This is a genomic window from Mucilaginibacter sp. Mucisp73, from assembly GCF_059491465.1.
The window spans coordinates 208,107-229,550 of sequence record NZ_CP168507.1; the positions used below are offsets into that span (position 1 = coordinate 208,107).

12 protein-coding genes are annotated in these 21,444 nt (G+C 43.5%); 11 read left to right on the plus strand and 1 reads right to left on the minus strand.

Annotated features, from left to right (window positions below):
* The first annotated feature begins 452 nt into the window (after nt 1-452).
* The 6 genes from rplM (at nt 453) to pyrH (ending at nt 5,296) form a co-directional block, all read left to right on the plus strand.
* Nucleotides 453-890 (plus strand): 50S ribosomal protein L13, encoded by a 438-nt coding sequence (rplM, locus tag ACEN82_RS00860; protein ID WP_091220406.1) that lies wholly within the window; start codon nt 453-455, stop codon nt 888-890.
* Between the two features lie 25 nt (nt 891-915).
* Nucleotides 916-1,302, plus strand: coding sequence for a 30S ribosomal protein S9 (rpsI, locus tag ACEN82_RS00865; RefSeq protein ID WP_090529485.1), 387 nt, complete (start codon nt 916-918; stop codon nt 1,300-1,302).
* Nucleotides 1,303-1,320: 18 nt separating this feature from the next.
* Nucleotides 1,321-2,163, plus strand: coding sequence for a 30S ribosomal protein S2 (gene rpsB, locus ACEN82_RS00870; RefSeq protein ID WP_090529482.1), 843 nt, complete (start codon nt 1,321-1,323; stop codon nt 2,161-2,163).
* Between the two features lie 172 nt (nt 2,164-2,335).
* Entirely contained in the window at nt 2,336-3,187 is an 852-nt protein-coding gene (tsf, locus tag ACEN82_RS00875) for a translation elongation factor Ts (protein WP_091165207.1), read from the plus strand.
* A 157-nt stretch (nt 3,188-3,344) separates the two neighbouring features.
* Nucleotides 3,345-4,466 carry an N-acetylglucosamine-6-phosphate deacetylase gene (gene nagA, locus ACEN82_RS00880; RefSeq protein WP_413319524.1) on the plus strand — a complete coding sequence of 374 codons (1,122 nt, stop codon included), beginning with the start codon at nt 3,345-3,347 and terminating at the stop codon, nt 4,464-4,466.
* 125 nt (nt 4,467-4,591) lie between these two features.
* Entirely contained in the window at nt 4,592-5,296 is a 705-nt protein-coding gene (gene pyrH, locus ACEN82_RS00885) for a UMP kinase (RefSeq protein WP_090529473.1), read from the plus strand.
* Between the two features lie 212 nt (nt 5,297-5,508).
* On the opposite strand, the gene ACEN82_RS00890 is transcribed toward pyrH, so the two are convergent.
* Nucleotides 5,509-8,007 (minus strand): M1 family aminopeptidase, encoded by a 2,499-nt coding sequence (locus tag ACEN82_RS00890; RefSeq protein WP_413319522.1) that lies wholly within the window; start codon nt 8,005-8,007, stop codon nt 5,509-5,511.
* 472 nt (nt 8,008-8,479) lie between these two features.
* Between ACEN82_RS00890 and ACEN82_RS00895 the strand changes: the two genes are divergently transcribed.
* The 5 genes from ACEN82_RS00895 (at nt 8,480) to ACEN82_RS00915 (ending at nt 21,389) form a co-directional block, all read left to right on the plus strand.
* Nucleotides 8,480-11,263 carry an ABC transporter permease gene (locus ACEN82_RS00895; RefSeq protein WP_413319520.1) on the plus strand — a complete coding sequence of 928 codons (2,784 nt, stop codon included), beginning with the start codon at nt 8,480-8,482 and terminating at the stop codon, nt 11,261-11,263.
* 248 nt (nt 11,264-11,511) lie between these two features.
* Nucleotides 11,512-13,881, plus strand: a complete 2,370-nt coding sequence (locus tag ACEN82_RS00900) for an ABC transporter permease (protein WP_413319518.1) — start codon at nt 11,512-11,514, stop codon at nt 13,879-13,881.
* Nucleotides 13,882-13,982: 101 nt separating this feature from the next.
* Nucleotides 13,983-16,358, plus strand: coding sequence for an ABC transporter permease (locus ACEN82_RS00905; RefSeq protein ID WP_413319516.1), 2,376 nt, complete (start codon nt 13,983-13,985; stop codon nt 16,356-16,358).
* Nucleotides 16,359-16,544: 186 nt separating this feature from the next.
* Nucleotides 16,545-18,905, plus strand: a complete 2,361-nt coding sequence (locus tag ACEN82_RS00910; protein ID WP_413319514.1) for an ABC transporter permease — start codon at nt 16,545-16,547, stop codon at nt 18,903-18,905.
* Nucleotides 18,906-18,995: 90 nt separating this feature from the next.
* Nucleotides 18,996-21,389: an ABC transporter permease gene (locus ACEN82_RS00915; protein WP_413319512.1), complete on the plus strand. Its 2,394-nt coding sequence runs from the start codon at nt 18,996-18,998 to the stop codon at nt 21,387-21,389.
* Nucleotides 21,390-21,444 lie beyond the last annotated feature (55 nt).

Here is a 21,444-nt window from a genome sequence, read left to right on the forward strand (position 1 = left end):
TAGAAGTGGATACCGGCCATGCGTGTAATGCCTGTAGGCGTATGAACGTATAGCCCGGGCCGCAGGCAACACCATTATTTTGATTTGAGATTTTCGGATTTTCGATGTCGGATTTTTTTATTGGGATTACACCGATTGATTTTTGATTACACAGATTTTTTCTGAACCGGGTTTATCGGATTCTGGTAGTTGTCTGAACTCGAATTAAACGAATTATTGAATTTTTTCGAATTCCTAAAATTTTGACTATTCCTAAAATTCAACAAGTTCGGGTTCAGACAAAATAAAATCCTGACACTCCCTGAATCTCCCCAAATCCGGTTCAGACAATCCTTTAATCATGCTACAATATTTTCCTTAAAAACTATTTGCTAATAACGTAATTAACCCTATCTTTGCAGTCCCGAAAATACGGGGTATAATAAACGTTTAAACAATTTAATTTAAAGCAAGTGAATACGTTAAGTTACAAAACTGTCTCAGCCAACAAAAAAACCGTTAACAAACAATGGGTTGTTGTTGACGCCGAAGGCGAGATTTTGGGGCGCTTGTCTACGAAGATCGCAATGATCATCCGTGGTAAAACCAAGCCTGATTTCACCCCAAACGTAGACTGTGGTGATAATGTGATCGTTATCAACGCAGACAAGGTAAAACTGACCGGCAACAAACTAAGCGACAAAGTTTATGTTCGTTACACTGGATATCCAGGTGGTCAGCGTTTTATTTCTCCTAAGGAGTTATTGGCGAAACATCCAACCCGCATCATCGAGAAAGCGGTACGTGGTATGTTACCTAAAAATCGTTTGGGTAAAGCATTATTCGGCAATTTGCATGTATATGCAGGTGCTGAGCATCCTCATGCTGCGCAAAACCCAAAAGCCATTTAATTTTTAATTTTTAAGGAGAAAAAAAATGCCAACAACTAACACTTCAGGCAGAAGAAAAACAGCCGTTGCCCGCATCTACCTTACAGAAGGAAATGGTGCGATCATCGTTAACGGTAAAGATTACAAAGAGTACTTCCCTACTTTGCCATTGCAATATATCGTAACTCAGAGCACTGAGGTTTCTGGTAGCACCGGAAAATATGATGTTAAAGCAAACGTTGCAGGTGGTGGTGTAAAAGGACAGGCAGAAGCCGTTCGTTTAGCTATCGCTAAAGCTATTGTTGAACTTGATGCTGAAAAGAAACCGGCATTACGTGCTAAAGGCTTAATGACCCGCGATGACCGTATGGTTGAGCGTAAAAAACCAGGTCGCAGGAAAGCACGTAAGAGATTCCAATTCAGTAAACGTTAATCACAGGAGGACAACAAAATGGCAAGAACAACTTATCAGGATTTACTGGACGCTGGTGTACACTTTGGTCACCTTACCCGCAAATGGGATCCGAAAATGTCACAGTACATTTTCATGGAGCGTAACGGTATCCACATTATCGATTTAAATAAAACCTTAACTAAGGTTGAAGAAGCTGCTGCAGCTATAAAACAAATTGTAAAATCAGGCCGTAAGGTATTATTCGTAGCTACAAAGAAACAAGCGAAAGATATCGTTGCTGATTATGCAAAAAGTGTAAACATGCCATACATCACCGAGCGTTGGTTAGGTGGTATGTTAACTAACTTTGCTACTGTACGTAAGTCAATCAAAAAGATGTCAAACATCGATAAATTGACTAAAGACGGTACTTACAGCAACCTTTCTAAAAAAGAGCGTCTGATGATTCAGCGTGAGCGTATCAAATTAGAAACCCTTTTAGGTGGTATCTCTGATCTGAACCGTTTACCGGCTGCTTTATTCCTGATCGACGTTAAGAAAGAGCATATCGCGGTTTCAGAAGCATTAAAGTTGAACATCCCTACATTTGCTATGGTTGATACCAACTCTGACCCTTCAAACATCGACTTCCCGATCCCTGCGAATGACGACGCTACAAAATCAATATCTTTGATCACCAGCATCATCATCAAAGCTATCGAAGAAGGTTTAGATGAGCGCAAACGCGAGAAAGAAGACGAAGCTGAAAAAGAAGCAGTAGCTGCAAAAGCTAAAGCTGATGCTCCTGAAGTTAACGAAGGCGGTAAAAGAACCCGTAAAGTTGCTGAAGTAGCTGCTGAAGGCGAAGCTGAAGCTCCGGCTGCTGAAACAGAAGAATAAGCCCCCTAACCCCCTGAAGGGGGAACAAGGAACAAATATTTAAAGCCTCCCTGATTCCGTTAAAAGCATCAGGGAGGATTTTTAATATTAAAAATAGTTGCAGGTTACAATAGCATAATACCATTACGGTAACTTGTAACCCGATATAAAAAATCTTAAAACTCAAAAAAACATGTCTACAGTACAAATTTCTGCAGCCGACGTAAACAAACTGCGCCAGCAAACCGGTGCCGGTATGATGGATTGCAAAAAAGCATTAACCGAAACTAACGGTGATTTTGAAGCAGCTATCGATTTTTTAAGGAAAAAAGGTGCTAAAGTTGCAGCAAGCCGTCAGGACAGGGAATCAAACGAAGGTGTTGTTATTGCACGTACTTCTGAAGATTTTAAAACCGGTGTTATCATCGAGCTTAACTGCGAAACTGACTTCGTAGCTAAAAACGCTGAGTTCATCGCTTTTGCAAATGAAATTGCTAACAAAGCTGTTGAAGCAAAACCAGCTTCAATTGAAGAGCTTTACGCCCTTGAAATCGACGTTGAAACTGCCCGCGTTAAAATCGGTGATGCGATCATCGAAAAAACCGGCAAAATCGGTGAAAAAATCGGTGTATCTAAATATGAAGTTGTTAACGGCGAAAAGGTTGTTGCTTACATCCACGGTAACTTCCGTTTAGGTGTATTGGTAGCTTTAAGCGCTGATGGCGCAGGTGCAGAAGAAGCCGGTAAAGACGTAGCTATGCAAATTGCTGCTATGAATCCTATCGCTTTGGATAAAGATGGCGTTGACGCTTCAGTAATTGAGCGTGAGCTTGAAATTGCTAAAGAGCAGATCCGTGCAGAAGGTAAACCAGAAGCAATGGTTGAAAAAATTGCTGCAGGTAAACTGAATAAATTCTACAAAGACTCAACCCTGTTAAATCAGGAGTTTGTGAAAGATTCGTCTAAGAGCATTTCACAATTCCTTGACTCGGTTGAAAAAGGCCTTACAGTAACCGCCTTCAAGCGGGTAGCTTTAGGAGCTTAATCATATTATCCCCCGATGAAAATCGGGGGATTTTTTTTGCCCTGTTGTTTTTAATCAACCCCGTCATTGCGAGGTACGAAGCAATCCCCGATATGCAGAGCCGCTCTGTAGAGTTCGCGATTGCTTCGTACCTCGCAATGACGTAAAACGAAGAAACATGCCTATCGTCCTCCACAACCTTAAACTCATCTCTGCCGGCACCATCGCCGAAGGCAAAGCCGTTTTGATCTCAAACGGAACTATCATTGATGTTATTGACGAAAGCGCTATCCCAACGGAGAGTGAAAAGAAAGACCTGAACGGCGCATTCCTTGCCCCGGGATTTATCGATCTGCAAATCTACGGCAGCGGCGGTAAGCTTTTTGCCGGTACACCTACCGTTGAGGCGCTTGAACAATTGGAGAATGACCTGCTGAACCAGGGCACAATTGGTGTGTTTGCCACCATTGGCACCAATACTAATGAAATTGTGGAAACCGGTATTGAAGCAGCTAAGATCTATCGCGAAAAAAGCAGGGGGGCTTTCTGGGGATTGCACCTGGAAGGGCCGTATTTAAATCCTGCCAAAAAAGGCGCTCACCCCGAAAAGTTTATCAAAAAGGCTACTTTGATTGAGGTTAAAGGCTGGCTTGAAAAAGCTGATGGTGTTATCAAGATGATCACCATTGCGCCCGAACTGCAGGATCAGGAGGTGATAGATTATTTATATGAGCAGGGTGTTATCATATCATCCGGCCATAGTAATGCTACTTATGCCGAAGGCAAATCATTTTTAAAGAAACCGGTGCAGGCAGTAACCCACTTGTTTAATGCTATGCCATCCATGCACCATCGTGAGCCCGGTTATATCCCTGCAATTTTTGAGGAAAGGCCATATACCAGTATTGTAGCAGATGGTATCCACGTTGATTTTGCTATGGTACGTTTAGCTAAACGCGAACTGGGTGACAAACTTTTCCTGATCACTGATGCTGTTACTTCAACCAAAGAGGGCGCTTACCAGCACGAGCTAAGGGGCGACAGGTACACCATGCCCGATGGTACTTTATCAGGTTCAAACCTTACCATGCTTAAAGCAGTTGAAAATTGCGTTAAATTGGCCGGTATTGACCTGGCTGAGGCCGTAAATATGGCTTCATTATATCCCGCCGAGTTAGCATCGCAAACAAAAAAGGGTAAAATAGAGAAAGGCTTTGATGCCGACCTTGTTATTTTTAATGCTGATTTTGAAGTGCTTGGGACTATACTAAAGGGTGATTTTTTAACAAAGACAACATAAAATTTTAACACTGAAATTTATTCGCTATTTTTGGCGAACTACTCCCGTATGAACAGAGCTTTATCAATTCTTGATATAAACAAAAGCAGGTTTCATCTTTTTCTATTATTAGCAAATCACACCAAATGAAATACAAAAGAATATTACTGAAACTTTCGGGCGAGTCGCTGATGGGCGCAAGGCAATATGGTATTGATAACAACCAGGTTTTGCAGTATGCTCATGACATTAAAAACGTTTATGATGCCGGTATCGAGATTGCGGTAGTTGTTGGAGGCGGTAATATTTTCAGGGGATTAAGTGCTGAAAAATCGGGTATGGAACGTGCGCAGGCCGATTATATGGGTATGCTTGCAACAGTGATTAACTGTATGGCGCTGCAAAATGCTTTAGAAAGCATTGGTGTGGAAACCCGCCTGCAATCGGCCATTAAAATGGAACAGATCTGTGAGCCGTACATCCGCCGTCGTGCTATGCACCACCTGGAAATGGGCAAGATCGTGATCTTTGGTGCCGGTACTGGTAACCCTTACTTTACTACTGATACTGCCGCTTCATTACGCGCCATTGAAATTAAAGCCGATGTGGTATTAAAGGGTACCCGTGTTGACGGCATCTACACCGCCGACCCGGAAAAAGACCCTTCAGCTACCCGTTACGACGAAATCACTTTCCAGGAAGTATATGACAAAGGCCTTAATGTAATGGATATGACCGCCATCACCCTTTGCCAGGAAAATAAACTGCCTATCATCGTATTTGATATGAACAAAGAAGGCAACTTTATGAAAATTGCCAAAGGCGAAGATATTGGTACGCTGGTAAAGTAATTTAAGCTAAAAGCAGAAGGCTTAAAGCCGAACGCAAAAAGCTCAAAGCTAATAACGCTAACACTCAAAACGCGTTTAGCTTTAGGCCTTAAGCTCAACCACATCGCTTTACGCTAAATACAAAAGGCCGCTCTTAACAAAGGCGGCCTTTTGTATTCAGGGTGAATGCACAAAGCTATAAAGCTTTTAGCTTTAAGCCTTTAGCTTTCTGCTTATTTGGTGTCATTCACAGCCTTGATAGCATCGTCAGCAGCTTTTGCCGATGCATCGTCTTTCATAGTAGTACGTGAGGTTTTGATACCTTCCAGTTGGGTTACTATAAATGGTGCTGCTCCGTAAACCTTAAATTTAATGCCGGCATTTTTAAGCTCTTCAATACCTTGTTGAGCGTACTCTGGCTTATTTACTTTGGCAGTCATGTCAGCAAAGTTTTTAAGGGAATTGAATTTTTCCTGAATCCCTGCCTCGGTAAACGCATGGTAAACAAATGGCCATTCGGCATCATTACCATTAGTAGTATATAAAGTCATGATAGCGGTAGTTAATGCGCCTTTGTTGTCTTTTTCAAGGCCTTTGGCTAAGCTTAATGCTTTGGCCGGGTCAAGTTGTGCAATGGCGTTTAAGGCCGCGCCCTGTACAGCGTATGATTCGCTCGATATGGACTGGGTAAACAAAGTCATATTACCGCTTGCTTTCAATTTGCCTAATGCAGTAATAGCAGCTGCTTTTACAAGCGTGTTATTATCGGCTTGAGCTAATGCGATCAATATTGGCTGGGCTGCATTACGCACATCATCTTTAGTGAGGTTTAATGCCCTGATGGTTTTAATGCGGAGGCCATAATACTTATCCTTTAAAGCCGCGATCAGGATTTTTTGTGCTTGCGGACGGGTTTGATCTGATGCAGCAGCTTCTATCGCTTCGTAACGATCAAGATAATTAGGGGCGTTGAAATACTGGAATGAAAACTCGTCAATTGTTTTATTGTCAGTTTTCTTGGTTAACAGGATTTTATCGGCATCAACATTCACCAAATCAGGTTTGCCGGTCAGTTGGTAGCTGATAGAATCTACCTTGTCATTCATCCACTCTTTATGGCGCACTTTTTTACCGCCCTGGTAAATATCAATAGCCATTGGCAGTTTAAAGGTTTGGCCATCCTGTGTTTGTTTCAGGTAAACGGTTTCGGTTTTAGTTGCCTCGTCCCATTTGTAGCTGATATTCAGTATCGGGTGACCGGCTCCATAATACCATTGGTTAAAATACCAGTTAAGGTCCTGGCCGCTGGCCTCCTCAAATGCTAAACGTAATTGCTGGGCTTCACCGTTTTTGAAGGCGTTAGTTTTCAGATAGATGTTAAGTCCTTTATAAAATGCAGCATCGCCTAAATAATTGCGGAGCATGTTCAGGATGCGGCCACCTTTTTGGTAGGTTACAGCGTCAAAAACGTCCTCTTTATCGGCATAATAAAAACGCACCAGGTTTTTAGTACTGGCTCCCTGCGAACGGAGATAGCTTTGCATATCTGCATAGTTATGCGCATCAGCTTCGTCCTTGCCATATTTATGTTCGGCCCAGATGGTTTCGCTGAAGTTGGCAAACGATTCGTTTACGGTAAGGTTGCTCCAACTTTCGGCAGTAACATAATCGCCAAACCATTGATGAAACAGCTCGTGCACAATAGTGCTGCGGCCATTGCTAAAGTTGGCGTCTATCAGTTCGCGGTGGGTAGCCTGTACGTAATCGCCATGAAGGGTAGCCGATGTATTTTCCATAGCGCCGCTTACGTAGTCGCGTACTACAATTTGGGAGTATTTAACCCATGGAAAATTAACACCTAAAGTTTTTGAATAAAAGTCGATAGCTTCAGGCGTGAAACCAAAGATCTCTTTGGCGTAAGGAGCGTATTTAGGCTCCAGGTAGTAGCTTACCTCTTTATCTTTCCACTTATCTTTATAGATCTTGAAATCGCCAACGGCCATCATAAACAGATATGGCGAGTGCGGCAACTCCTGTTTCCAGGTATCGGTACGGGTTCCGTCGGCATTTGTTTTTTGAGCAGTCAGTTTACCGTTTGATAGGGTTACGTATTTTGCAGGCACGGTCATCGTGATCTCTTCAGTAGTTTTCTGGCTGGGCTTATCAATGGTAGGGAACCAGGCCGATGAGCTCTCGGTTTCGCCTTGTGTCCAGATCTGGGTTGGCTTATCTTTTTCCGTACCGTCGGGATTGATGAAATATAAGCCTTTAGCGTCATTGATAGCTGCACTGCCTTTAGCTTTCAGCTCATTGGGCTTGGCGGTATAATCAATGTAAATGGTATAGCTTTCGTTGTTGTGATAAACCTTATCCAGTTTAATAGCTACCGAAAGGCTGTCCTGGTACGTAAACTTAAGCGGCACATTTTTACCATTTTTTACTACCGAGATATTTTTAAGGTCCATGCCTTTAGCGTCGAGCCTTAAGCTATCAGTTGGATAGAAGTGAGGTTTCAAAGTAACCCATTCCTTACCATACAGGTAGCGTTTTTTGTAATCGAAGCGCACATCAAGTTTGGTGTGGATAAGATCGTTGGTTTTGGTTGGTACGGCCCGGTAAATTTTTAGTGCGGGGTTTTCGGGTGGAGGGGTTTGCTGCCCGTAAGCAGTTGCCATAGCTGTGGTAAGCACACACGACAGCATGAGTTTTGTAATTAATTTGCGATCAGTCATATGTAGTACAAAAAGTTTGCTTTTTACAAGCTGTTAAGGATAGTTAATTCTCAAATATACACCCTGCCAGCCAAAATGTTTTGTGCGTAAATCACCTATGACGCATGGGACGGAATTATGTTACGGGAGAGTAGAGAAATTGTGAGTTTAAACCGGATGGCTTGGGAGTTAACAGGGTTAACACAATTCGTATTTTTATTGGATAAATAATTGAAAATAAGCTTTTTAATTAAAGAGGGGGGGTAACACCAATGATTGGTTAAAGACGTTCTGTTTGCAGCTGGTGTTATCATACTTGTTCAGGAAGGAAATGACTCTGCTTAAAACCGGACACCAGATGTACGCTATCGTACAGTAACAATGACGAGTTTTATATAAATTATTGATTATTAGTTATTTATATAAATGGCATGGCTTTTATCTACCAAAACAGTAGTGTACTGCCTTTGATAAACTAACGCCCGTTTGAGAGATGAACTTGGATGACCACATTTGGAGCCTGGCTTCAAAGAAATTGGCTAATGAAGCTTCGGAAAAGGAGTTGCAGGAGCTAAACGCTTTGCTGGCCGAAAACCCGGAGCTGCATAGCCAGCTAAGGTTAATGTCGAAATGGTGGGATGATGGAGAGGAAAAGCCAAAGAGTGACGGTTCGGTTTTGTTTGGTAAGATCCAGGCAAAGATCAAAGATATGGAGGGTACAGGACAACCAACGGTTGCAGTTGAAACACCCGCTCCGGTTAAACCGGAGAAAACCATGCAGGCTAATTATAACAGTACTGAAAAATTAAAACAACATAGCCCCTTTTTAAACAGCATAGCCATGATCAAAAATTACCTGAAGGTTGCTTTAAGACAGTTGCGCAAGCAAAAAATGTATGCTGCTATTAAAATTGGCGGCTTTGCGTTTAGTATTGCGGCCTGTTTGCTAATTGCCCTCTACATTCGCGATGAGTTGAGCTTTGATAAAAGTTACCCTAATGCCGCTAATGTTTACCGTTTGCTTGGGCATTACCACGATGGCTCGGTAGATGAAAAAGGTGTTGATTGGCCTTCGGTGATGGCCAAAGTGATTAAACAGGACTATCCGGAAGTAGAGAAATCAGGGCGTTTAATGCCAAACTCGCTGTTTTGGGGGGCCGGCGCAAATGAGTTAAAGCGTGCCGAGCAAGCCGATAATACCCACGAAGAAGGGTTTGCCTATGCCGACCAGGGGCTGATAGATATTTTAAACCTGCCCATGGTTTACGGCGACCCAAAACATGCCTTAAGCGAACCCTTGAGTATGGTGATCTCAAAAAGCAAGGCAGATAAATACTTCCCCGGTCAAAACCCGGTAGGTAAGGTAATGTACCTAAACAATAACAAAACCAAACCTTTTAAAATAGCCGCGGTGATGCAGGATATCCCCGGTAATTCGCATCTGCACGATTTTAAGTTCTTTATCACCCTTGCCGGTGTCGAGTTCTGGAATGGCGAACAGGCAACCTGGGATGCCAATAATTATCATATATACATGGCGCTGAAACCCGGCACCAACATAGCACAGTTTAATAAAAAGGTAAATGATGGCATCCTGAAAAATTATTACATCCCCAGCATGACACGCAATGGCGATAAACGCGCCAGCAGGGTAATGAGCATTTTTAATTTAGTGGTTCAAAATGTACAGGATATCAATTTACGCTCGTACGATATTCATGATGGCATGTCGCACGGGGATATCCGTTTCGTGTGGTTGTTTGGCGCGGTGGCCGGTTTTATTTTGGTGATTGCCTGTATCAATTTTATTAATCTTTCTACAGCCAAATCGGCTAACAGGGCCAAAGAGGTTGGGTTACGTAAAGTAGTTGGCTCGCAGCGAAGTGGTTTGATCAGGCAGTTTTTGGCCGAATCATTATTGTATAGCTTTTTCTCGTTTGTATTAGGCCTGGTCCTGGCCTGGGTACTATTGCCATATTTTAATATGCTGGCGTCCAAATCGCTTACTATGCCGTGGGCGGTTTGGTGGTTAGTACCGGTAGTGCTGGCGGCGGCATTCTTAATTGGCATTGTGGCGGGCATTTATCCTGCGTTTTACCTCTCGGGCTTTACACCAGCCGAAGTGCTTAAAGGCAATTTAAGCACCGGAAGTAAAAGTTCGGTATTGCGTAATGTGCTGGTGGTTTTCCAGTTTGCTACATCTATTATCCTCATCATCAGCACGGTGGTTATTTATAACCAGATGCAATACCTGCTTAACAAAAAAGTAGGTTTTGAGAAAGATCAGGTGGTGATGATACAAGGTACCAATACGCTTGATAACCAGGTGAAACCATTTAAAAGCGAATTGCTGAAACTATCCACAGTTAAAAGTGCATCAATCAGCGATTTTTTACCGGTTTCGGGCACTAAGCGTAATGGCAACCAATTTTTTATTGAGGGAAGAGAAAAAATAGATCCTACTGTAGGTGGTCAGTTTTGGGATGTGGATCATGATTATCTCAAAACACTGGGCATTAAACTGGTGGCTGGCCGCGACTTTATTCCCGATATGAAAGCCGACTCGCAGGCGGTGATCATTAACCAAATGATGGCCAACAAACTCGGACTTAAAAATCCGATAGGGAAAAAGATAGTTAACTATGGCCCGGGTAAAACTATTATTGGCGTGGTGCAGGACTTTAACTTTAACTCGATGCGCGATGGCATTGAGCCATTGGTGATGCATTTAAGCTCAAGCGAATCGATAGTATCGGTAAAAATAAAAGCCGGTGATGTAAAAAAAGCGCTCGACCAGATCACCGCGACCTGGAAACAGTTTGCACCCAACCAGCCCATCAGGTACACTTTTATGGACGAGCGTTTTGCCAGCATGTATGCCGATGTACAGCGTATGGGGCGTATTTTCACAAGTTTTGCGGTACTAGCTATCATGATTGCTTGTCTCGGTCTGTTTGCCCTGGCTGCTTTCATGGCCGAGCAGCGCAGCAAGGAAATAGGGATTCGCAAGGTATTAGGCGCTACTATTGGCAATATCACTGCAATGTTATCCATGAATTTTGTAAAACTGGTATTTATTGCCATTGTGATAGCAACGCCTATAGCCTATTATGCAATGACCCAATGGCTGCAGGATTTTACCTATCGCGTACAGCTTAGCTGGTGGATGTTTGCGCTGGCGGGGGTGGCCGCAATTATGATAGCCCTTGCTACGGTAAGCTATCAAAGCATTAAAGCCGCGTTAATGAACCCGGTAAAGAGCTTGAAAGCGGAGTAGAGCGGTTAGAGGTTGGAGATTAGAGGTTAGGTTGATTTTGGAATATAAAATATGTCATTGCGAGGAGGGACGACGAAGCAATCGCACGTTATACAGAGCGGCGATGCTTCCGTGCGATTGCCACGCTACGCTCGCAATGACATGTTTGAAAGCACTATAATGAACCATTGAACAAATGAACTAATAAAATGATTAAAAGTTATTTAAAAACGGCATGGCGGTTTTTGTTGAAAAACAAAACCTTTAGTTTGATAAACATAATAGGATTAGCCACAGGTACACTGTGCTGCCTGTACATTTTACTTTACGTGCAGGATCAGTATAGCTATGATAAGCAGCATAAAGATGTTAAGGATATTTATCGTATTACCACAACGCTTGAGCTCACGGGTGATAAGCATGATGGCGCGGCAAGCTCGCCGCCAATAGCGCCGGCCATGAAAAATGATTTTGGCGAGGTTTTGCAGTTTACCCGGCTGGTAACAACCGAAGGTTTTGGAGCTAAACAGCATCTGTTACGCTACAAAGAAAAATCATTTTATCAACAGAATGCGGCTTATGTCGATTCTACTTTTTTTGATGTGTTTAACTTTCATTTTGTTAGCGGTAATGCCAATAAAGTGTTGGCCGAGCCTTACAGCCTTGTATTGATGAAACCGGTTGCTGATAAACTTTTCGGCAGCGAGGATCCTATAGGGAAAATGATCTCTATCGATAATTCATTCGGCAAACACGATTTTAAGGTTACGGGGGTTGTTGACGAAAGCGCCGGTCAGTCGCATATCAAAGTGAGTATGTTTATGGCTATGAACAGTGGCGGCTTAGGTCAGTACGTACGGCAAAATACCGCATGGGCCGGTAATAATTTTTTATATGCCTATGTAAAGCTGCGCCCTAATGCCAGTGCGGCAGCCCTTGAAAAAAAGCTTCCTGACTTTTTAAATAAATATGGTGCCGACCAACTGAAGGCCATCGGCATGAAAAAGGCGCTGTACCTGCAGCCTGTAACTACCATTCATACAACGCCAGGACATGAGCATGAGCTCACCAAAACACTTGATCCTGCATTCCTGTACATTATGATACTGGTAGCTGTACTGATACAAGTAGTGGCTTGTATCAACTTCATGAACCTATCAACAGCGCGGGCATCCAAACGTGCCAAAGAGGTTGGCGTACGCAAGGTAATAGGAGCGGGCCAGGGCGATTTGATGAAGCAGTTTTTAGGCGAATCGTTTATGCTGACCCTCATGGGCGTAGCCATAGCGTTACCATTACTCGTATTGCTGCTACCATATTTAAATCAGGTAACCCATACCGATATTCATTTATCGTTTTTTAGCAATTACAGGCTTTGGCTAATGCTGATGGGCATAGTTGTGGTCACCGGTTTTGTAGCCGGAAGCTATCCTGCATTTTACCTGTCGGCGTTTAAGGCTATCAAGGTGATCAAAGGGAATTTTACCAGTCATATTTCGGCAGCAGGGATCCGTAAATCATTGGTAGTGTTTCAGTTTGTGCTGTCGATAGTACTTATAACAGGTATTATTGTGATTTACAGTCAGCTCAATTTCGTAAAGAATAAAGATCTTGGCTTCGACCAAAATCAAAAGCTCATCTTTAATTTTTATACCGGTACAACCCAAAGTAAAATGAAAAATTTTGCAAATGATTTAAGGCAATTGGCCGAAGTTAAAACCGTAAGCAATGCCGATAATTACCTGAGCCAGTTTGTGCCGCATGATCACGGAGTTTACACCGCGGGGGGCAATATGACCACCGCCATCGATGCACAAAATATTAATACCGATGAGTTTTTTGCCAAAGCCAATGGTATTAAAATAATTGCCGGCCGGGACTTCCGGATAGGGGATACTACCCGGGTACTCATTAATGAAACCTTATGTAAGCGCCTGGGACTAAACCCGCAGACTGCTCCGGGTACACGATTGTATACCCAATATGATCCGGACCCGGTAACCTTTGTTGAAGTGGCCGGGGTAATGAAGGACTTTAATTACAACTCCCTGCATATGGAAGTAAAGCCGTTTATGCTGGTTTACCGTAATGATCCGCGACAGTTTAATGTGATGGTGGTATCAACAGATAGCAAAAACTATAAATCGCTGCTGGGCAAAATGGAAGCGCTGTGGCGTAAAGACATAGCCGACGCACCTTTTGAATATTCTTTCTTAGATACCGAGGTGCAAAAGCAGTATGAAACTGAAGTTACCTTGTCGCAAATTATTAATGCCTTTACGCTGATGGCGATAGTGATATCCTGCCTTGGCCTGTTTGGCCTGGCAGCTTTCAGTGCCGAACAGCGCAGTAAGGAAATAGGTGTACGTAAGGTGCTCGGCGCCAGTGTAACGGGTATTGTGCAGTTATTGTCGAAAGATTTTGTACAACTGGTGCTGATAGCCCTTGTAATATCCACGCCAATAGCATGGTGGGGCATGAGCAAATGGCTGCAGGCATTTGAATATCGGGTAACTATAAGATGGTGGATGTTTGCCCTGGCCGGTGTGCTGGCTATGGTAATAGCCCTGCTAACGGTAAGCACACAAGCCATAAAAGCTGCAAGAATGAACCCTGTGAAGAGCTTGAAGGCGGAGTGACGAAAGTCATTCCGTCATTTGCTTCGCGTCATTAGGTCATTGAGTTAAAAATGACTTAATGGCCTGATGACCCAATGATATAAAGTAAATGAACTAAGCATATGATAAAAAACTATTTAAAAGTAGCCTGGCGTAACTTGCTGCGTAATAAAACGCATGCATTTATTAATGCTGTGGGGCTTTCGGTAGGTTTGGTGTGCAGCCTGCTGATCATGCTTTGGGTGCAGAATGAACTGGATATGGATGCGTGGTTTAAAAATGGATCACGGATCTATGCAGTTTATGAGTTACAAAAATACGACCATAAGCTGCATGGTAGTTACAATACTCCGGGCCGCACTACCGAGGAGATGAAAAAAGTATTCCCGGAAGTACAGTACGGTGCAAATATGGGTTTCGACCAATGGAATACCTTCCAGGTAGGCGATAAAATATTAAAGATTGGCGGTACCTCCGCCGGCGAAGATTATTTTAACATCTTTAGTTATAAACTGCTTCAGGGTTCGGCCAAAACCGCATTAAATACCCCAAAGAGCTTGTCCATCTCACGTAAAATGGCTAACCGGTTTTTTGGCAGCGCAGAGGCAGCCATTGGTAAAACAATCCGCTATGAAAACGCTAAAGATTTTACAGTTACTGCTGTATATGAGGACATGCCGAATAACAGCTCGCAAAAGTTTGATTTTGTGATGAACTGGTATAACTTTTTGGATGAAAACACCTGGGCGCGCGACTGGGGCAACCAGGGGCCAGCCGCTGTTATTATGCTTCGCCCTGATGCCGACCCGGTGAAGTTTGCCAAAAAGATCCCTCATTTTTTAGATTCTTATAATGGTACAAACCGTAAAACATCAACTTTTATCATCGATCTGGGGATGATGCGTTATAGCGATACTTACCTGCGGGGTAATTTTGAAGATGGAAAAATTGTAGGAGGGCGTATTGAATATGTACGTATTTTCAGCATAGTGGCGGTGTTTATTTTGTTGATAGCCTGTATCAACTTCATGAACTTAACTACAGCCCGCTCGGTTAAGCGGGCTAAAGAGATTGGGGTACGCAAGGTAGTAGGTGCCGTGCGTTCGGCTTTAATAGGCCAGTTTATTGCCGAGTCGATGCTCATTACCGCACTTTCGGTTTTGGTTTCCCTGATATTGCTTGTACTGTTGTTGCCGTTGTTTAACGAGGTAACCCAAAAGCAAATTGAATTGCCCTTTCATGATGCTGCTTTTTGGTTCAAACTTGGGGCAATTACGTTGGTAACAGGTTTAGTATCGGGGAGTTATCCGGCTTTATTCCTGTCGTCGTTCAATCCGGTTAAAGTGCTCAAAGGAGCGCTGAAGCTTGATTCCGGTACCACTTTGTTCCGTAAAGGGTTGGTGGTGTTTCAGTTTGTACTATCAGTTGTGCTGATTACCGGTACTATAGTTATATCGGGACAGATGAATTTTATCCAGTCGAAAAATTTAGGGTATGACCGCGAAAACCTGGTTTATATTCCGCTTGAAGGTGATTTAACAGCCAAATACAGCACTGTTAAGCAAGAGGCTTTGAGAATGCCCGGGGTGCAATCAATTACCCGGATCACCACTACACCTACCAATATCCAGAATGGAACGGGCGGTGTTGGCTGGATAGGTAAGGACCCTAATGTTAATATCCAGTTCACCCAGGCATCGGTAGGATACGATTTTGTGAAAACTATGAAGATCAAAGTACTGCAGGGGCGCGATTTTTCGAAAGACTTCCCGACGGATTCTGTTGGCTATATTCTTAACGAAGCCGCGCTGAAAAGGATAGGGTATAAAAACCCAATAGGCCAGCCGCTGACTTTTTGGGGCAAACATGGCAAAATTGTAGGTGTAATCAAAGATTTTCATTTTAACTCCATGCATGAAGAAATTAAGCCATTGGTGTTAAGATGTGCCGAAAACGAAAACTATGGTAGTATCCTGTTACGTACGCAGCCCGGCAAAACCCGCGAAGCACTGGCCAGCATGGAAAAGTTGTGCAAACAGCTAAATCCGGCCTTCCCGTTCAATTATAATTTTTCGGATGAGGAATACCAGAAGTTGTACCAGAACGAGCAGGTAATTGGTAAGCTATCAGATGCATTTGCCTTTTTAGCCATCTTTATATCATGTCTTGGCTTGCTTGGTTTAGCCATGTTCACAGCCGAGCAGCGCGTAAAGGAGATAGGCATCCGCAAGGTACTGGGCGCGAGTGTAGGCTCGTTGTTCAGGCTTTTATCATCGGAGTTTATGTTACTGGTAGTAATCGCCTTACTTATTGCTTCACCAATAGCCTGGTATGCTGCTTCAAAATGGCTGCAGGGTTATGCTTACCGTACACAGGTACAATGGTGGATGTTTGGACTATCGGGCACGTTAATTATTTTGATAGCGCTGGCAACTGTAAGTTTCCAAAGTATTAAAGCAGCGCTGATCAACCCGATAAAAAGTTTGAGGTCGGAATAATTTGATATCGGATTTCGGATGTTCGATTTCGGAGTTAAGAAATAATATTTTATCTCATTGTGAAGAGCGATGAAGCAACCGCATACTATACAGAGCCTATTTGCTTAGCATGCGGTTATCCTCCGGCAATGATTAAATGATAGGCACCAATGAACTAATAAACAAGTGAACCAATGAACTATAATCATGTTAAAGAATTACATCAAAATCGCGTTCCGTAATATTGTTAAAAACAAGGTGCATGCCTTTATTAACATTGCGGGTTTATCGGTGGGGATGGCAGTGGCCATGCTTATCGGTCTTTGGATCTGGGACGAGCTATCGTTTGATAAGTACCATAGCACCTACAACCGCATGGGGCAGATTATGGTTACACAAACGGCAAACGGAGAAACGCCTACTTTTCGATCGACCGTGGTGCCGCTGAGTGCCGAATTGCGCACTAAGTATGCCAGCGATTTTAAACATACTTCGCTTTTTTGGGGTGGGGCGCATATTCTTTCGGTAGGTGATAAAAAGATATCACAAATTGGGGCCTGGGCCGAGGGTGATTTGCCGGCCATGCTTGCATTGAAAATGGTAAAAGGCAGTTATACCGAGTTTAGGGATCCTTCATCAATAGTTATATCTCAATCAATTGCCAAAGCGCTGTTTGGCAATGCCGACCCGGTCAATAAAACTATCAAAGCTGATAATAAAACAAACTTAAAAGTTATCGGCGTATATGAAGACCTGCCACGCAATACTTCATTTTATGAAACAAAGTTCCTGATGCCTTTTTTTAATAAAAACAATTGGTGGAGCACGCAAACGGGAGCATGGGACAATCATGGCTGCTCATTGTTTGTTCAGCTGGCCGATAACGTGGATTTTGATAAAGTATCGGCTAAGATCAGGAACATTACCAAGCCGCACTTTAAGATGAATGATGAAAGTATACAGGTGCACCCCATGAGCAAATGGCACCTGTACAGCGATTTTAAAAACAGCAAACCTGTTGGTGGACTTATTGAAATGGTTTGGCTGTTTGGTATTATCGGGGTATTTGTATTGTTACTGGCCTGTATCAATTTCATGAACCTGAGTACCGCCCGAAGTGAGAAACGTGCTAAGGAAGTGGGGATCAGAAAGTCTATCGGCTCCATGCGCTCACAGCTCATCAATCAGTTTTTGAGCGAATCGGTAATATTTGCCTGTTTGGCGCTGGTAGTTACACTGGGTATAGTTTTGATAGCGCTGCCATCATTTAATCATATTGCCGATAAACAAATAGGTATGCCATTTGGCAATGTTTGGTTTTGGCTCCTGGCTTTGGGTTTTACCTTATTTACAGGTGTCATAGCAGGCAGTTATCCGGCATTTTACCTTTCATCATTTGAGCCGGTGAAGGTTTTAAAGGGCACTTTCAAGGTCGGCCGTTTTGCGTCTCTGCCGCGGAAGGTTTTGGTTGTTGTGCAGTTTACGGTATCCATAGCGCTGATTATCGGTACTATAGTTGTGTTCAGGCAAATCCAGTATGCTAAAGACAGGCCGGTTGGTTATTCACGTGCGGGCTTGCTTTCTATCGAAATGAAGACTCCTGAAATTTACGGCCATTATGAAACCATGCGTAACGACCTGATCCAAACCGGCGCGGTTGAGGATATGGCCGAATCAAACAGTACTACTACAGAGATTTGGGCAAATAACGGAGGTTTCGATTGGGAGGGCAAGCCCGCAGGCTTCGACCCCACTTTTGGTACCGTTGCTATAACTTATGATTTTGGGCATACTGTAGGCTGGAAAATTATCCAGGGCCGCGATTTTTCAAGAAACTTCCCAACAGATACCGGTGCCTTTATCCTCAACGAATCGGCAGTGAAAATGAGTGGTATTAAAAACCCGGTGGGCAAAGTGATCAGGTGGAACAAACAGGATCATGTTGTTACGGGCGTGGTGAAGGATATGGTGATGGAATCGCCTTACAAAAAAACTGTAGCTACGGTATTTATGATGTTACCGGGCTGGGTTAATTTCATAACGCTGAGGGTTAAACCAACCATGCCCATGCAGGAGGCTTTAAAAAAGATAGAACCGGTGTTCAAAAAATATAACCCCGGCAGCCCGTTTGATTTTAAATTTAATGATGACGAATACGCGAGCAAGTTTTCGGACGAACAGCGGATCGGGAACCTCGCTACCATATTTGCGGTGCTGGCTATATTTATATCGTGCCTTGGCTTATTCGGCCTGGCTTCATTTGTTGCCGAACAGCGTATCAAGGAGATAGGGGTGCGCAAAGTATTGGGAGCGTCGGTAGCCAACCTGTGGCGATTGCTTTCGACAGAATTTGTAGTATTGGTTACTATTTCGCTGTTTATAGCGATACCTGCTGCTTATTATTACATGAACAACTGGCTGCACAGGTACGAGTATAGATCAGCCATAACCTGGTGGATCTTTGCTGCATCGGGTGCGGGAGCTATTGTAATAACTTTATTAACGGTTAGCTATCACGCCATAAAAGCAGCGCTGGCTAACCCGGTGAAAAATTTGAGGAGTGAGTAAGACCTCACCCAACCCTCTCCAAAGGAGAGGGCTAATAAATTAATAATCAAATTAAAGATCCCTCCCCTTTGGGGAGGTTAGGAGGGGTAAATGTTTAAAAACTATTTAACCGTTGCGTGGCGAAACCTTGTTAAGAACAAGGCACATACGCTTATCAATATTACAGGCCTTTCGGTAGGGATGGCGGTAGCTGTACTCATTGGCCTCTGGATCTGGGACGAGTTATCATACAATAAGAGTTTTGACAATTATGACCGTATTGTGCAGGTGTGGCAAAATCAAACATTTAATGGTGTTACCGATGCGCAAACAGCCATGCCTATGCCGCTCGGGTATAAACTCCGGGATGATTTTAAGCATGACTTTAAATATGTAGTGCTTTCAACCTGGACGGATACGCATATTATGGCTTATGGTGATAAAAAGCTCACCAAACAAGGGAACTACATGCAGGCCGAAGCACCTGACCTGCTTAGCCTCAAAATGCTGAAAGGCACACGTTCCGGCCTGGCAGATCCTTCATCTATTATGCTTTCTGCATCATTGGCTAAAGCGCTTTTTGGCGATGCCGACCCTATGCTCAAGACCATTAAAATTGATAACGAGTGGAATGTTAAGGTAACGGGAGTGTATGAGGATATACCGCATAACAGCAATTTCCGGGATCTTGGTTTTGTTGCCCCATGGGATCTGTACATGACTACGATGCCCTGGTTAAAAAATGCCCGTACGCGCTGGGGCAATAATTCCTGGCAAATCTTCGCTCAGCTAAAACCGGGTGTCAATCTGGATAAGGTATCGGCAGAGATCAGGAATGTAAAACTTGATGGTCTTAAAGCCCAGGGCGATAATGTGGGCGTGAGTTTTAAGGCTGCGGTTTTCTTACATCCCATGAGCAAATGGCACCTGTACTCGGAGTTTAAAGGTGGGTTTAATACCGGCGGCGATATCAAATTTGTATGGATGTTTGGCATCATCGGTGTGTTTGTGCTGCTGCTGGCCTGCATCAATTTCATGAACCTGAGTACCGCCCGGAGTGAGAAACGGGCCAAGGAAGTAGGGATCCGCAAAACGGTAGGGTCGTTAAGGAGCCAGCTTATCAGCCAGTTTTTTATTGAATCGCTCATGATCGCCGTGTTTGCTTTTGGAGTTTCTATATTGCTGGTACAGCTTACATTGCCCTGGTTTAATACCGTTGCCGATAAAACAATGCATGTGCTTTGGGGCAATGTTGTATTTTGGTTGATGGGATTGGGTTTCAGCATCTTTACAGGCTTAATAGCGGGAAGTTACCCTGCGTTTTACCTGTCGTCGTTTCAACCGGTTAAGGTGCTTAAAGGTACTTTTAAGGCCGGACGTTTTGCCGCTATCCCACGTAAGGTGCTTGTTGTAGTGCAGTTTACGGTATCGGTTACACTAATCATTGGTACCACCATTGTTTTCAGGCAGGTGCAGTTTACCAAGAACAGGCCTATTGGGTATGAACGCACGGGCCTTGTGCAGATGGACATGCGCACGAACGAGATCCATAAGCATTTTGAAGCGGTAAGGACCGATCTGCTTAAATCCGGCGCTATTATTGAAATGGCTGAGTCAGGCAGTCCGCTTACAGGCGTTTATTCAAATAACAGCGGCCTTAACTGGCGGGATAAGCCAGCGGGCTTACAGGATGATTTTGGTACAATAACTATTAGCCCCGAGTTTGGAAAAGTAGCCCAGTGGAAAATTGTTGACGGCCGTGATTTTGAAAAGAATAATCTTGCCGATTCGCTGGGTATTATCGTCAATGAGTCGGCCGCCAGGTTTATGAACTTTAAGCACCCGGTTGGCGAAACGGTAGATTGGTTTAAGAAGTTTAAGATCATAGGTGTAATCAAAGATATGGTGATGTCGTCGCCATATGAGCCGGTTAAGCCATCGTTATTCTTGTTGGATAAAAATGATTTTAGCCTGCTTGATATCCGCCTTAACCCTAAAATGAGCGCGCATGACGCATTGGCCGAAATTGAAGCCATGTTTAAAAAATATGCGCCCGGTACCCCTTTTGAATATAAATTTACCGACGAAGAATATGCCCGCAAGTTTAGCAATGAAGAACGCATTGGCAAGCTGGCCGGCTTCTTTACGCTGCTTGCCATTTTTATCAGCTGCATGGGCTTGTTTGGCATGGCATCATTCATGGCCGAACAACGTACTAAGGAGATCGGTGTACGCAAAGTGCTGGGTGCTTCAATATTCAGCCTATGGCAATTAATGTCGAAGGAATTTGTGCTCCTGGTATCGGTATCATTATTGATAGCTATACCAACAGCTTATTACTTTATGCAGGGCTGGCTACAGGATTATAAATACCGGGCCGATTTATCATGGTGGATATTTGGCCTCACCGCAATAGGAGCTATCGCCATAACGCTGCTTACCGTAAGTTATCAAAGTATAAAAGCAGCTTCAATGAACCCGGTAAAAAGTTTGAAAACGGAATAGAGGGGTTAGTGATTAAAGAAAGATCAGTTTTTACCCCGTTGTCGTGCCCTCACGA

Excerpts from the sequence above, each read along its gene's own strand:
- nagA (WP_413319524.1), top strand. The coding sequence starts at position 3,345 with ATGCCTATCGTCCTCCACAACCTTAAACTCATCTCTGCCGGCACCATC.
- ACEN82_RS00910 (WP_413319514.1), top strand. The coding sequence starts at position 16,545 with ATGTTAAAGAATTACATCAAAATCGCGTTCCGTAATATTGTTAAAAAC.
- ACEN82_RS00905 (WP_413319516.1), top strand. The coding sequence starts at position 13,983 with ATGATAAAAAACTATTTAAAAGTAGCCTGGCGTAACTTGCTGCGTAAT.
- tsf (WP_091165207.1), top strand. The coding sequence starts at position 2,336 with ATGTCTACAGTACAAATTTCTGCAGCCGACGTAAACAAACTGCGCCAG.
- rpsB (WP_090529482.1), top strand. The coding sequence starts at position 1,321 with ATGGCAAGAACAACTTATCAGGATTTACTGGACGCTGGTGTACACTTT.
- rpsI (WP_090529485.1), top strand. The coding sequence starts at position 916 with ATGCCAACAACTAACACTTCAGGCAGAAGAAAAACAGCCGTTGCCCGC.
- pyrH (WP_090529473.1), top strand. The coding sequence starts at position 4,592 with ATGAAATACAAAAGAATATTACTGAAACTTTCGGGCGAGTCGCTGATG.
- ACEN82_RS00915 (WP_413319512.1), top strand. The coding sequence starts at position 18,996 with ATGTTTAAAAACTATTTAACCGTTGCGTGGCGAAACCTTGTTAAGAAC.
- ACEN82_RS00895 (WP_413319520.1), top strand. The coding sequence starts at position 8,480 with ATGAACTTGGATGACCACATTTGGAGCCTGGCTTCAAAGAAATTGGCT.
- ACEN82_RS00890 (WP_413319522.1), bottom strand. The coding sequence starts at position 8,007 with ATGACTGATCGCAAATTAATTACAAAACTCATGCTGTCGTGTGTGCTT.